The organism is Pseudomonas sp. 6D_7.1_Bac1, from assembly GCF_025465945.1.
GTDB lineage: Bacteria > Pseudomonadota > Gammaproteobacteria > Pseudomonadales > Pseudomonadaceae > Aquipseudomonas.
This window is the reverse complement of record NZ_JANLNW010000034.1, coordinates 1-14,381: the sequence shown is the minus strand read 5'-3', so window position 1 is coordinate 14,381 and position 14,381 is coordinate 1. Positions and strand designations below refer to the sequence as shown.

The 14,381-nt window shown below is 59.3% G+C and carries 8 protein-coding genes; 4 read left to right on the top strand and 4 right to left on the bottom strand.

Features of this window, described 5'->3' with window-relative positions:
* The first annotated feature begins 74 nt into the window (after positions 1 to 74).
* Positions 75 to 4,808, top strand: a complete 4,734-nt coding sequence (locus NTD87_RS08650) for a membrane-targeted effector domain-containing toxin (protein WP_262113270.1) — start codon at positions 75 to 77, stop codon at positions 4,806 to 4,808.
* 109 nt (positions 4,809 to 4,917) lie between these two features.
* Here NTD87_RS08650 and guaA read toward each other — a convergent pair whose 3' ends face one another.
* From guaA to NTD87_RS08630, 4 genes are all read right to left on the bottom strand, one after another.
* A complete protein-coding gene (gene guaA, locus NTD87_RS08645; protein WP_262113269.1) occupies positions 4,918 to 6,495 on the bottom strand; it encodes a glutamine-hydrolyzing GMP synthase in 1,578 nt (525 codons plus the stop codon).
* 95 nt (positions 6,496 to 6,590) lie between these two features.
* Positions 6,591 to 8,060: an IMP dehydrogenase gene (gene guaB / locus NTD87_RS08640; RefSeq protein ID WP_123425107.1), complete on the bottom strand. Its 1,470-nt coding sequence runs from the start codon at positions 8,058 to 8,060 to the stop codon at positions 6,591 to 6,593.
* A gap of 233 nt (positions 8,061 to 8,293) precedes the next feature.
* Positions 8,294 to 8,842, bottom strand: a complete 549-nt coding sequence (locus NTD87_RS08635) for a sugar ABC transporter ATPase (RefSeq protein WP_071553518.1) — start codon at positions 8,840 to 8,842, stop codon at positions 8,294 to 8,296.
* 163 nt (positions 8,843 to 9,005) lie between these two features.
* Complete coding sequence (locus NTD87_RS08630) at positions 9,006 to 9,773, bottom strand: sulfite exporter TauE/SafE family protein (protein WP_262113266.1); 768 nt, start codon at positions 9,771 to 9,773, stop codon at positions 9,006 to 9,008.
* A 184-nt stretch (positions 9,774 to 9,957) separates the two neighbouring features.
* Between NTD87_RS08630 and xseA the strand changes: the two genes are divergently transcribed.
* The 3 genes from xseA to leuA all read left to right on the top strand — a co-directional run bounded on the left by xseA (position 9,958) and on the right by leuA (position 14,321).
* The gene (gene xseA / locus NTD87_RS08625; protein ID WP_262113265.1) at positions 9,958 to 11,337 is read left to right on the top strand and encodes an exodeoxyribonuclease VII large subunit; all 1,380 of its coding nucleotides are present in this window, start codon (positions 9,958 to 9,960) and stop codon (positions 11,335 to 11,337) included.
* Between the two features lie 3 nt (positions 11,338 to 11,340).
* Positions 11,341 to 12,162, top strand: a complete 822-nt coding sequence (locus tag NTD87_RS08620) for a M23 family metallopeptidase (protein WP_262113264.1) — start codon at positions 11,341 to 11,343, stop codon at positions 12,160 to 12,162.
* Between the two features lie 479 nt (positions 12,163 to 12,641).
* Complete coding sequence (leuA, locus tag NTD87_RS08615) at positions 12,642 to 14,321, top strand: 2-isopropylmalate synthase (protein ID WP_262113262.1); 1,680 nt, start codon at positions 12,642 to 12,644, stop codon at positions 14,319 to 14,321.
* Positions 14,322 to 14,381 lie beyond the last annotated feature (60 nt).

Below are 14,381 nucleotides of genomic sequence, written 5' to 3'. Positions count from 1 at the left end.
GGATAACTATGTAGTGCACCTCCCTTGAGTTAACGGGTCATCCTCAGTGCCCATTTCTCAAGGAGAGAGAGTGCATGAACTCGAACGAAACCCGTCCACTGCCCAATGCCGCCGACAGGGCAGCGCTCAAGGCGATCGCCACCGCCGTCGTCCAGACGTGCCCCAGCCTGCAAGACACGGCTCACGAGGTCGCCAGCAATTTACTGAAGAAATACGCCATCACCGACCTCGATCCGGATCAGGTGTACTTCCACCGCTTCGATGCTGCTCAGAGCAGCTCGAAAGCCTTCACGGGATGGGAGCATGTCATGGCAACGCCTTCATCCTCCATGACCCTGACACAGCTGGTGATCCACCGATTCCGCGTCGCCGACCAGGACAATGCCGACCTGCTCGACGTGTATGCCGGCTTCTATACCGCCGGCCCGAACGCCGGCACGTTCAATGAAACCAACGAGGTTCGCCTGCACGGCAACGAGGTGCTGAAGGACTTCTGGAGCATCGACTTCAGTTCGTTGTACACAGAGCGACTGACAGCCTTCTGGAACGATTCCGGCACTGACTTTCGTACTCTGGCCAAATGCAATTTCCTTATCAAAGCCGTGCAGGCACGGGACAAAGGCCAGTTGAGCGACGAAGACTTCCAGTTCGTCACACATGCGGTCCTTGGCCCGATCACCTGGCCGATCAGCCTGCAGTTTTTACAATCACAACACCCTGGCGCTGACAGCATTCGAACCCTGGATGTCGCCGGCTACGTCGCCACCAACATTCTTCGCTTTGTCGCGCCCAAGGGGCGGCAGATCGTTTACCTGCCCGGCGACACCGACGCCTTCCAGGTACTGGAAACCGCCACGGACATGCACTACTGGATGTTGCAGCGGATGAACAAGGAGGATGCGCGCCAGGCGTTCATGACGCACTTTTCCCTGGCCGATCGTCAGAGTATCGCCGAGAACATCACTGATCTTATGAACCGACTGGTCAGCACATGGGGCAAGTACGACCATCACCTGATCAACCAGGAAAACCAGGCCATTCGCGGTGACGCCTTCAGTTGGCTGCGAGACTCGACAAAAGCCGCGATGTTCGCCGAGGCCGCGCTGTCGCTAACCTCCAATGGCGATCTACGCAAAAAACTGTGGATAGGTTACCTCAGCGCCGGCGTGAAAGTGTTTGGCCCGATGGCGGTCGTCGGCTGGCCGGTCGCACTGCCGGTGATCGGCGCCAGCATCGCCAATATGGGGTTGAACATCGACCAGGCGGTCAACGGCAAAACCGCCGAAGAGCGCAAGGCCGGCGTGCTTGGCGCGGTGCTCAGCGGCATTGATATGCTGTTCAACCTGCTCGTCCTTAAAGGTCCCGGTTCGCTACAGGAAATCGGCCCCGAAATCGACGCCGCCGAGGCGAAGGAAATGGCAGAACTGAAGGAGACGACACAACCGACCAAAGGCCCCGAACCGACGCCGACCGAAGTCACCGTTGAAGCGCCGGGCAAGACCGAGCCGACCGTGAAGGTGCCGGAAACCTTCAAGATCGATGTGTCACTCAACGACGACACACTGGTTCGCGAACCGGGTAAGTTTCAAGGCACCTATCGGCTCGCGTCCAATCCTTCAAGCGCCATCAAGCTCAACAACAACGTTTATTACGTGCGCTATGAAACCAACATAAACGGTCGTGGTACCTGGGCCATCATCGATCCGGCCAATCCCAATGCTTTCTCGGGTTCAATTCCCGTGCGTTTGAGCGCCGAAGGCAAGTGGGAAATCATCCCGCGACTGGGACTGAGGGGCGGCATGGATGTACCGCCTGTTGCGACCGCTGGCGCAACAAGTGAGTCCGTCGTCGAAGAATGGGCACGGACGCCTGGCATTCATGTCCCCGGGCTCGAAGACCCCGAGATGAGGGCCTGGGCACTCGGTGGGCCCGATGTCCGCAGTCTGTTCAGGCGGGTATGGACCCTCGGCGACATAGACGTGCGTAGTGTGCTCATGACTGATGTCGATACCGTCGGTGCCCGCAGTGTGTTCATGTCCCCTGCCGACGAAGCCACTGAGTCTTTGAGCGAGTTCGAGCTGGCTCAGGAAGAACCTCGCAACGATCTGATCAACGATGCAAACACCTACTACGAGCTCAATCCCCCGACTCCTCGTCTACCCGTATCGTCTGCACGGGTGATAAACACGTCGACTGAACTGCTCGACGCCGCACTCGCGGAAAAACCGGGGCTGGTCGTCGGCGAGAGCCGCGGCAGCATCGGCAGCAAACAGTTCCTGATCGAAAACATGCCCGCTCTGGCCCGCCGCGGCGTGAAGACGTTGTACTTGCAGGAACTGCTGGCCAACGTCAATCAGCTCGACCTGGACACCTTTGCAAGAACCGGCGAAATGCCCGAGGAGTTGGAGAACTACCTGAGAAAACTCGATATCAAGGCCGGCAACGACCCCGAGGGCAGATTCAACCTGCTGACACTGGTGAAGTCCGCCAATGCCCAGCGCGTGCGGGTTCAAGCCATCGACATGACAACCACCTACAACATCAATGAAGACTTGCTTTCCCGGGATCCGGACAGCCAAATGGCGAGGAGTTTTTTTGCCAGCGAGGTCATTCAGTTCAATGAAGAGTTGAAGGGGCCCGCCAAATGGATTGCCTTGGTCAATCAGGAACACATGACGAGCTTCAGAGGCTACCAGGGCATCAGTGAGCAGACCGACGCCTTGAGTGTACGAATCGATGAGGTGACACCTGGTCAGGCACAACCCATCGGCTCCGATCCGGGACTCGCGGTGGAGTATGCAGACTATCCGGGCTCATCTGTCCATGAAACGGTGGACGGTCTCACTGATTTCGACAGCATTCAGGCGCTGATCAAAGGTGACTGGCGTGTACAGATGCAAACGCCGTGGGCTTATAGAACCCCGCAAGAACTGCGAGCGCTGTTGCCGGAACCGGGGATGTTCACCTTTCAGCGCTACAGAAGCAGCGTGCTGGTGGTTTACCGCAACGCCAACCATCAAATGGCGGACAGCGTCATCCGGTCGACGCCCGGTGGCAAGATCAATCTGGATACCCCGCTCGGGCCAACCCACGACTCCATGACCGTGGATAACCTCGGTGAACTGAAACAGGCATTGATAGAAAAAGGCATGCAACCGATGGGCTGGCCAGAAGTGGCCGGCGAGGCCGAGGGCGCCACATCGGTGCTCGAGGACCTTGCCCAGGCACGACCTGAAGTCCCGGAGCCGACCCTACCGCAGCACTGGCAAGCCAACGAATTGCTGGAAGGAATAACACCCGAAACATCCCCCGGAAAATTCCAGGGCATCTATCGACTCAACAGCAACCCTTCGACTGCCATCATGCTCAACGATATGCCCTACTACGTGCGTTACGAAGCCGACGCCAACGGTGTAGGCACCTGGGCCATCATCGATCCTGAAAACCCGAACGCGTTTTCAGGCTCACTACCGGTACGCCTGAATGCTCAGGGTGAATGGGAGCTGACTTCTCGCGCCGGCCTGAAGGGTGGCGGCAAGGGCGTTACCGACCCGCTACCGGGAACCTCTCAGGCAGCGGCTCAACGTCAAGCATCGTCCGCCCTGCGCAGACCCTCGACAAAATACGACGCACCTGACAGATACAGCCTCAGGAAACTGGCGATGGGCAAACCGGAGACGCACATCAAAATCATGCGTTTGCCCGACGGCAGAACGAAAGGAATAACCACCTATGACGAATACGTCGCAGCCCCTCGTACCGAGTTATCACGAGACGCTCGCAGCTTCTTTGCCCGCAGCGGATTTTCCGCTTCCTTGCCTGCTCGCCCGACCGTCCCCGTCGTCACGCCATCGACTACCACCACAGAGCTGATCGAGAAAGGACTCGACGCTGCGCGGGGTCTGGTCATTGGCGAAAGTCAGGATCGCATCGCCAGCATGCAGTTTCTTATCGAGAACATGCCAACCCTCGCCAGGCAGGGAGTCAAAACTCTCTATTTCCATCGTCTGCTCAACGATTTCAGCCAACTGGACTTGAATACATTCTTCAGCACCGGAGAAATGTCCGATGACCTGGAGGAATCTCTGCAACAGCTACAAAGCGACCCATCAGGACGGTCTACGCCACTGGAAGTGGTCAAGACTGCCCGTCTCAACGGGATTCGGGTTCAGGCAACGGATTGCTTGGCGAGCTATCGATATCCCGGCTCGTCGCTGCCTGACATGCATGAACAAGCCATCAAGAATTACCTCACCCACACCCTCATGCAGGCCAACGAATCGCTCAACGGAGCGGGCAAGTGGGTTGTGCTGACGGGTCAGGAAAACACCAATACCTTTCGCGGCATGGCCGGCATCAGTGAAATGCAGGGCGGTATCGGCTTGCGCATCGAAGAAGTGCTGCCTGAACAAAACCTGCTGATCGAGACAGACCGGGGCATCGAAGTGGGACGAGGGTTCACCACGCAACCAGACCATGTCAGTGGCGATTTCGATACGCTGAACGCTGACCTGAGTTTGCAGATGCCGCTACCGCTACTCGAAAGGACACCGGCGGAACTCAATCGCCTACTGTTCCGGCAGGGCATGTTCACCTTCGAGAAAGTCGATGGAACCTGGACGTTGATTCATCGCGGCAGAGACCGTCAGATTGCGCGAACGCTGGTCGAGCGTACGCTTGACGGCAAATATCTGATCAATCGTCCGACATGGACTGACGTGCATCAGGTGCATTACGCCGATATCGTCGAACTGTCCTGGGCCCTCAGCCGCATGGGCATGGACCTAGAAGGCCGCTTGCCTCTGTAGTTCATTGCCTGTTTCTGCCACGCGCATACGCAAAAAGCCCCCGGTCTCACAACCGGGGGCTTCCTTTACCGCTATCGTTTTGAGCCTGAGTTCACAGGCTCAAACACGATCACTCCCACTCAATGGTCGCTGGCGGCTTGCTCGACACGTCGTAGGTGACGCGGGAGATGCCTTCGATTTCATTGATGATGCGGCCGCTGACGGTTTCCAGCAGTTCGTAAGGCAGGTGTGCCCAACGCGCGGTCATGAAGTCGATGGTTTCTACCGCACGCAGGGCGACAACCCAGGCGTAACGACGGCCGTCACCGACCACGCCAACCGATTTCACCGGCTGGAACACCACGAACGCCTGGCTGACCTTGTGGTACCAGTCGGCTTTGCGCAGTTCTTCGATGAAGATGTGGTCGGCACGACGCAGCAGGTCGGCGTATTCCTTCTTCACTTCACCGAGAATCCGCACGCCCAGGCCCGGGCCCGGGAACGGGTGACGGTAGACCATGTCGTACGGCAGGCCGAGTTCCAGACCCAGACGACGGACTTCGTCCTTGAACAGCTCGCGCAGGGGTTCAACCAGCTTGAGGTTCATTTCTTCCGGCAGGCCACCCACGTTGTGGTGCGACTTGATCACGTGAGCCTTGCCGCTTTTCGCGCCAGCCGACTCGATCACGTCCGGGTAGATAGTGCCCTGGGCCAGGTACTTGATGTTGTCCAGTTTGTTGGACTGGGCATCGAACACGTCGATGAACGTACGACCGATGATCTTGCGTTTTTTCTCCGGGTCCGACTCGCCGGCCAGGTTGTTCAGGAACTGCTCTTCAGCGTTGGCGCGAATCACCTTGACGCCCATGTTCTCGGCGAACATGGCCATCACTTGCTCGCCTTCGTGCAGACGCAGCAGGCCGTTGTCGACGAAGACGCAGGTCAGTTGGTCGCCAATGGCTTTGTGCAACAGCGCGGCAACCACCGAGGAGTCCACACCGCCGGACAGGCCGAGCAGTACGTTGTCGGTGCCGACCTGAGCGCGAATGTTGGCGATGGCATCGTCAGCGATGTGCGACGGCGTCCACAGGGCTTCGCAGCCGCAGATGTCGAGAATGAAGCGCGACAGGATGCGACCGCCCTGCTTGGTGTGGGTCACTTCCGGGTGGAACTGCACGCCGTAGTAGCCGCGCTCGTCGCTGAACATGCCGGCAATCGGGCAGCTCGGGGTGCTGGCCAGGACGTGGAAGTCCGCTGGCATTTTGGTGACCTTGTCGCCGTGGCTCATCCACACGTCGAGGCCGAACAGGCCATCGGCATCGATGTGGTCTTCGATGCCATCGAGCAGGCGGCTCTTGCCGACTACATCAACACGGGCGTAACCGAACTCACGCAGCTCGGAACCTTCAACCTTGCCGCCCAGTTGCTCGGCCATGGTCTGCATGCCGTAGCAGATACCGAAAACCGGTACGCCCAGGTCCCAGACCGCTTGCGGGGCGCGGGGGCTGTTGGCTTCGTGCACAGACTCGGGGCCGCCGGCGAGGATGATCCCGCGCGGTGCGAATTCGCGAATCGCTTCGTCGTCCATGTCGAACGGATGCAGCTCGCAGTAAACGCCGATTTCACGCACGCGGCGGGCGATCAGCTGGGTGTACTGGGAGCCGAAGTCGAGGATCAGGATGCGGTGAGCGTGAATGTCGAGGGCCATGATTCAGTCTCGTCTAGGTCATTCAAATAAAGAGAAATCAGAAACAACTCGGGGCTGAAGAACAGCCCCGGTTACTTAACATTTTGCTGGAAGCATCAACCTACGCGGTAGTTTGGTGCTTCTTTGGTGATCTGCACGTCGTGGACGTGAGATTCCGCCATGCCGGCGCCGGTGATGCGCACGAACTCTGGCTTGGTACGCATTTCTTCGATATCGGCGCTACCGGTATAGCCCATGGAAGAACGCAGGCCGCCCATCAGTTGATGGATGATGGCACTCAGGGAGCCCTTGTACGGGACACGCCCTTCGATACCTTCCGGAACCAGCTTCTCGGCACCCGCGGAGGAGTCCTGGAAGTAACGGTCGGAAGAGCCTTGCGCCTGGGACATGGCGCCCAGCGAACCCATGCCACGGTAAGCCTTGTACGAACGGCCCTGGAACAGTTCGATCTCGCCCGGCGCTTCTTCAGTACCGGCGAACATCGAGCCCATCATCACGCAGGAAGCACCGGCAACGATGGCCTTGGACAGGTCACCGGAGAAACGGATGCCGCCGTCGGCGATCAACGGAACGCCAGTGCCTTCAAGAGCGGCGGCGACGTTGGCGATGGCGCTGATTTGCGGCACGCCGACACCGGCAACGATACGGGTGGTGCAGATCGAGCCAGGGCCGATACCGACCTTGACTGCGTCAGCGCCCGCTTCGGCCAGGGCCTTGGCGGCAGCGCCGGTGGCGATGTTGCCGCCGATCACCTGGACTTCAGGGAAGTTCTGTTTGACCCAACGAACGCGGTCGATTACGCCTTTGGAGTGACCGTGGGCAGTGTCGACCACCACCACGTCAACACCGGCAGCAACCAGTGCCGCGACGCGATCGCCGGTGTCCTTACCGGTACCGACCGCAGCGCCGACGCGCAGACGACCCTGGTCGTCCTTGCTGGCCAGTGGGTAGGCTTTGGCTTTTTCGATGTCTTTGACGGTCATCATGCCTTTGAGGGCAAACTTGCCGTCAACGATCAGGACTTTTTCCAGACGGTGCTTGTGCAGCAGCTCACGAACTTCGTTCTTGTTGGCGCCTTCACGGACAGTCACCAGACGCTCTTTGGGCGTCATGACTTCACGAACGGTGGCATCCAGACGGGTTTCGAAGCGCACATCACGGGAGGTGACGATGCCGACCAGGTCGCCATCGTGCAGGACCGGAACGCCGGAGATGTTGTGCATGCGGGTCAGTTCGAACAGATCACGGACCGTGGCATCCGCCTCGATGGTGATCGGGTCCTTGACCACGCCGGCTTCGAACTTCTTGACCTTGCGCACTTCGGCAGCTTGCTGCTCGATGGTCATGTTCTTGTGGATGATGCCAATGCCACCTTCCTGAGCCATGGCAATTGCCAGACGGGCTTCAGTGACGGTGTCCATGGCAGCGGAAACCAGTGGAATATTCAGCTCGATGCCACGGGTAAGGCGGGTTTTGAGACTGACTTCGTTAGGAAGCACCTCGGAATAACCAGGCACTAAAAGAATGTCGTCGAAGGTCAGAGCTTCTTGGCTGATACGCAGCATCGCGGGGGCTCCCGAGCGGGAAAATGGAAGCGCGCCATTATACTCAGACACCCCCTCAGGCTCAATGTAAAAGTCTGTCTATTATTGGCATTGCTGATAGAAGGGCTGCGCTGGTCGTAGCAGTTGCCGAGGCACGAGGCTGCGTTGGGCTGCAAAGCGGCCCCCGAGGGCGGTCCTGCGGAAACGCAACGCAGCCTCGTGCCTCGACAGCTGCTACGGGAGTTGCGGCAATCCTATAGCTCTACCTTGACCCAACTCACCGGCAGATCCAGCCATTCGGCGAATTCGTCGATGAAGCTCTGCTTGAACCCGGCTTCAGCCCAGTTATTGAAGATAAAGCCAAGGTTTGAGAAACCGCACTCTTGCAGGAAAAGAAAGCCGTTGATGTCATCTTCATGCCCGCATTCGGGGCAGATGAAGTTGTCGGTGCGCCCCGGCATCCAGTCTTCCAGGCTTTCGAACAGCGCCTCGCCGATCTCTTTACGGCATTCGGCACAACCGGCCTCTTCGAGAAAACCCTTGGCCGGTGTATAGATGCAGCGCTTGGTGATGATCTCCAGTCCATTGATCGGCTCACCAAACGGCAATGCTTCGGGGTGCAGCACCACCGCCCGCGCGCCAGGTGCGATGGCGTGGGCCATGCGATTGCCGGTACGACCGCACGTGGTGAGTTCTTCTTCAATGATGTTCTTGCGCACCAGCCACCGCACAATCGCCCGCGCCCGGGGTTCATGCACCGGCAGTGTGGAGATTTTCGGGACGAGGATGCTTTGCGAGTTCATGGGTGCAGGCCTACAGATACTGAATGATCACCCTTGTGGGAGCGAGCCTGCTCGCGATGAGGCCATTGCAGCCAACATTGATATGGCCTGACCCACCGCCATCGCGAGCAAGCTCGCTCCCACAGGATTTGCGGCCGGCAGCTTAATCCCTGACGCACTCAGGTCAAGTACTGATATAGCGACCGATCAAGGCAATGCCACTGGCCAGCACCAGCCAGGTCACCAGCCGCACAAAGGCCTCGCGGGTCATCTTCATGGTCAACCGTCGACCCATCCACAGCCCCAGCGCCATGGCCGGCAACAAACACACCGCCAATACCAACAAGGGTAGCTCGGCATAGACCCCGGCGAGCGTAAACAGACTCAAGCGCACTACCGTGCTGCAACTGATCAGCGCACTTTGGGTCGCCCGGGCCGCGTCCTTGGGCAAGCGGCTGTTCAGATAAATCGCATATAAGAAGCCGCCACTGCCGAACAACGCCCCGAACATTCCGCCCACCGTGCCCATCGGGATTGCCCATGCTGCGGCCAACTGTGTCGGCCGGGCTTTCACCCACAGGCTGTAAATCGCATACGCGCTGATAAACAGCCCCATTAATAGCAACAACAGATCCGATTTCAGGTTCAGCAGGAAAATCACTCCCAAGGTGCAACCCACTGCCATACACGGCAGCAATCGCAACAACTCAGGTCTGGCTACGTCCCGCCGCGACGGCAGTAAATTACCGAAGGCCGCGACGAAATCCAGCAGCACCAGCAACGGCACGATTTTCGACAGCGGCATGAACAGAATCAGGACAGGACCTGCCACCAGCGCCGTGCCAAAGCCTGCGATGCCGAAAACGATATAGGCCAGGCTGATGCCGAGGCCGATCACCAACCAGTCAGTGGCGCCGAAGGACCATTGATTCAATAATTCCAGCACGTTCATCCCCCGTCTTCCTTGAGTACCACTGACGACTTTACCCCCTGTGGGAGCGAGCCTGCTCGCGAATACGGTGTGTCAGCCACATTAATGTTGAAAGTTAATCCGCCTTCGCGAGCAGGCTCGCTCCCACAAGGGTTTATCGCGGACACATGGAGATTAAGCGTCGAATGCCTTTAAACTGCGCCCCATGATTAAAGATCCCTTTGCAAGACTCGGCCTGGACCGAGAAGTCCTGACGGTCAGCCAGCTCAACGGCCGCGCGCGGGTGCTGCTCGAAGACGTGTTCAGCAACATCTGGGTCGAAGGCGAAATCTCCAACCTCGCCCGCCCAGCGTCCGGCCACATCTATTTCACCCTCAAGGACAGCGGCGCCCAGGTGCGTTGCGCGCTGTTCCGGCAGAACGCTGCGCGGGTCCGGCAGGCGTTGAAGGATGGCCTGGCCGTGAAGGTCCGGGGCAAGGTTTCGCTGTTTGAAGGGCGTGGCGACTATCAGCTGATTCTCGACACCGTGGAGCCTGCCGGTGACGGCGCGCTGCGTCTGGCGTTCGATGCACTGAAGGAAAAACTCAGCGCCGAAGGCCTGTTCAGTGCCGACCGCAAAGTGCCGCTGCCGGCGCACCCGCAACGCATCGGCATCATCAGTTCGCCGACCGGCGCGGTGATTCGCGACATCATCAGCGTGTTCCGTCGCCGTGCGCCGCAAGTCGCGCTGACCCTGATCCCGACCGCCGTGCAGGGCCGCGAGGCCACTGCACAAATCGTCCGTGCGTTGAAACTGGCTGACGCCCGTGGTTTCGATGCGCTGATCCTGGCCCGTGGCGGTGGCTCGCTGGAAGACCTCTGGTGCTTCAACGAAGAAGCCGTGGCCCGTGCGGTGGATGCCTGCGTCACACCCATTGTCAGCGCCGTCGGCCATGAAACCGATGTGTCGATCAGCGACTTCGTGGCCGACGTCCGCGCACCGACACCGTCGGCCGCCGCCGAACTGCTGGCGCCGGATTCCAGCGATCTGGTGCGTCGGGTCGAAAGCCTGCATCGACGCTTGGTCATGCGCATCCGCGACCGCTTGATGCGTGATCGCCTGCGCCTGGAAGGCATCTCACGTCGCCTGCGCCATCCCGGCGAACGCCTGCGTCAGCAAGCGCAACGCCTGGACGACCTGGACATGCGCCTGCGCCGAGCGTTCGAACGCAGCCTCAATACCCGTCGCGAACGGCTGATTCGCCTGGAAACCCGTCTCGCCGGGCAACATCCGGGGCGGCAACTGGCACTGCTGCGTCAGCGCCTCGACAGCCTCGCTGAACGCTTGCCGCGCTCGATGCGCGAAGGTCTGAAAGCCCGGCGCCTGCAACTGCAAACCCAAATGCAAACCCTGCACGTGGTCAGCCCTTTGGCGACGCTGGGCCGTGGTTACAGCATTTTGCTCGATGAGCGCGGCAACGCGATCCGCAGTGCCGCGCAGACCCACAACGGTCAACGCCTGAAAGCCAGACTCGGCGAAGGCCAATTGCAGGTCCGGGTCGAAGACAACCACCTGACGCCTGTCACCCTTTCTTTACTGGATTGATCCATGCCGCGTGTTCTCAGCCTCTTGCTGTTGCTCTGCCTGACCTTCAACGCCCACGCCGACAGCTACATCACTCGCCTGCTGAACAAACCGGTGTCGGGAGGCGTGGCGGTGGTCGATCTGGGCGCTTCGGCTCAGGCGCCCAAGGCCAGTTATCAAGGCAAGCCGGTGCTGGTGGTCAAGGAGCAGAACAACTGGTTGGCGATTGTCGGCGTGCCCCTGACCGTCAAACCCGGCAGCCAGGCACTCAGTGCGGGCGGTCGTAACCTGACGTTCATGGTCGGCAACAAGAAGTACCCGGAACAGCACATCACCTTGAAGAACCAGCGCCAGGTGAATCCGAACCCGGACGACCTGAAGCGCATCGACGCCGAACTTGCCGAGCAGATCCGCGCCTACCGCAGTTTCAGCCCGGTGACGCCGAGCAACCTGCTGCTGGACAAACCGGTCAATGGTCCGCTGTCGAGCAAGTTCGGTGTGCGCCGGTTCTTCAACGGCGAAGAACGCAATCCCCACGCAGGCCTGGACTTCGCGGTGCCAGCCGGTACGCCGATCAAGACGCCGGCGAGCGGCAAGGTGATTCTGATCGGCAATTACTTCTTTAACGGCAACACCGTGTTCGTCGACCACGGCCAGGGCTTTATCAGCATGTTCTGCCACATGTCGAAAATTGACGTAAAAGTCGGCCAGCAACTGGTGCGCGGTAGCGTAGTCGGCAAAGTCGGCTCCACCGGACGTGCCACCGGGCCGCACATGCACTGGAACGTCAGCCTGAACGATGCCCGTGTGGACCCGGCGATTTTCATCGGCGCATTCCAGCCTTGAATATCGGTTGAGGCTACTGGCCTCATCGCGAGCAGGCTCGCTCCCACAGTGGATTTGGGGTATTCACCAAATCTGTGGTCACACCGATACCCCGTGGGAGCGAGCCTGCTCGCGATGACAATTTCACAGGCACCGAAGAACTTCCCGCGCCTGAAATCTTCAATTGCGCCTAGCCCAACCCTCGCGCAAACATCACAACAATCCCAGCCATGCACAGCAATAAAATCTCGATAAAAAACCATTTTCGGGTATTTATCTCAAAGTTTTTCGACTGCTTGCCATCTTTCACCCTCGCGGTTAGGGTTGAAGACATGAAAACCTCTCACACCCTCATTCAGCTCCGCCAGCACCGCAGCCTGTGCCTCGTCAGCGCACGACTGCCGGGCTGAATCGTGGTGCCTCGTCTCACGCTTTATCCAACGCATTTTTGATCCACCGGCAGGCCGCCTCTTTTCGGCCACAACCATAAGGATTTCCTGATGAGCATGCTCAAAGACCCGTCTTCGAAATACCGCGCTTTCCCGACTATCGACATTCCGGATCGCACCTGGCCGTCGAAGACCATCACTGCCGCGCCGATCTGGTGCAGCTCCGACTTGCGCGACGGTAACCAGTCGCTGATCGAGCCAATGGACGCAGTGAAAAAGCTGCGCTTCTGGAAAACCCTGGTCGCCGTCGGCGTGAAAGAAATCGAAGCCTCGTTCCCGGCCGCTTCGCAAACCGACTTCGACTTCGTGCGTACCCTGATCGAAGGTGGCCACATCCCGGACGACACCACCATCCAGGTGCTGACCCAGGGCCGTGAAGACTTGATCGAACGGACTTTCGAATCCCTTCGTGGTGCAAAAAAGGCCATCGTTCACCTCTACAACGCGACCTCCCCTTCCTTCCGCCGGATTGTCTTCAATCAGGACAAGGACGGGATCAAGGCCATCGCCGTGAACGCTGCCAAACTGTTCGTCAAATACGCCGCCAAGCAGCCGGAAACCGAGTGGACCTTCGAATACTCGCCAGAGACCTTCAGTGCCACTGAGCTGGAATTCGCCAAGGAAGTCTGCGACGCCGTGATCGAGGTCTGGAACCCGACGCCCGAGCACAAGGTGATCCTCAACCTGCCGGCCACTGTCGAATGCGCCACACCGAACATCTACGCTGACCAGATCGAGTGGTTCGGCCGTCACATCAACCGTCGTGACAGCGTGATCATCAGCCTGCACACCCACAACGACCGTGGCACTGGCGTTGCGGCCACCGAGCTGGGCCTGATGGCCGGCGCCGACCGTGTCGAGGGTTGCCTGTTCGGTAACGGCGAACGTACCGGTAACGTCGACCTGGTGACCGTGGCGCTGAACCTTTACACCCAGGGCGTTAACCCTGAACTGGATTTCTCCGACATCGACGGCGTGCGCAAAGTCGTTGAAGAGTGCAACCAGATTCCGGTGCACCCGCGTCACCCGTACGTCGGCGACCTGGTTCACACCGCGTTCTCCGGCTCGCACCAGGACGCCATCCGCAAGGGCTTCGCCCAGCAGAAACCGGACGCGCTGTGGGAAGTACCGTACTTGCCGATCGACCCGGCCGACATCGGCCGCAGCTACGAGGCGGTGATTCGCGTCAACAGCCAGTCGGGCAAGGGCGGTATCGCTTACCTGCTGGAACAGGAATACGGCATCAACTTGCCGCGCCGCATGCAGATCGAGTTCAGTCAGGTCGTACAACGCGAGACTGATCGTCTGGGCCTTGAGATGACTGCCCAGCAGATCCACGCGCTGCTTCACAGCGAGTACTTGCAGGCCAATACGCCGTACGCACTGGTCAGCCATCGCCTGCAGGAAGAGAACGGTCACAGCGCCGTCGAAGTGGAAGTCTCCAGCAAAGGCCAGGGTGAAACCAACCTGCACTGGCGTGGCAAGGGCAACGGTGCCCTGGAAGCACTGGTGGCCGGCCTGCCGATCCCGGTGGAAATCATGGACTACAACGAACACGCGATCGGCGCAGGCACCAATGCCAAGGCTGCGGCCTACATTGAACTGCGCGTGAACGGCGAACGTGCGGTGCATGGCGTGGGCATTGATGAAAACATCACCACTGCCAGCTTCAAGGCCCTGTTCAGCGCGCTGAACCGCTCCCTGAGCCAGCCGGAAGCAAAAGCGGCGTAACTCGTCCGCTGAAACGCAAAAGGCCCCGAGGTTAACGCCTCGGGGCCTTTTCTTTTGTCT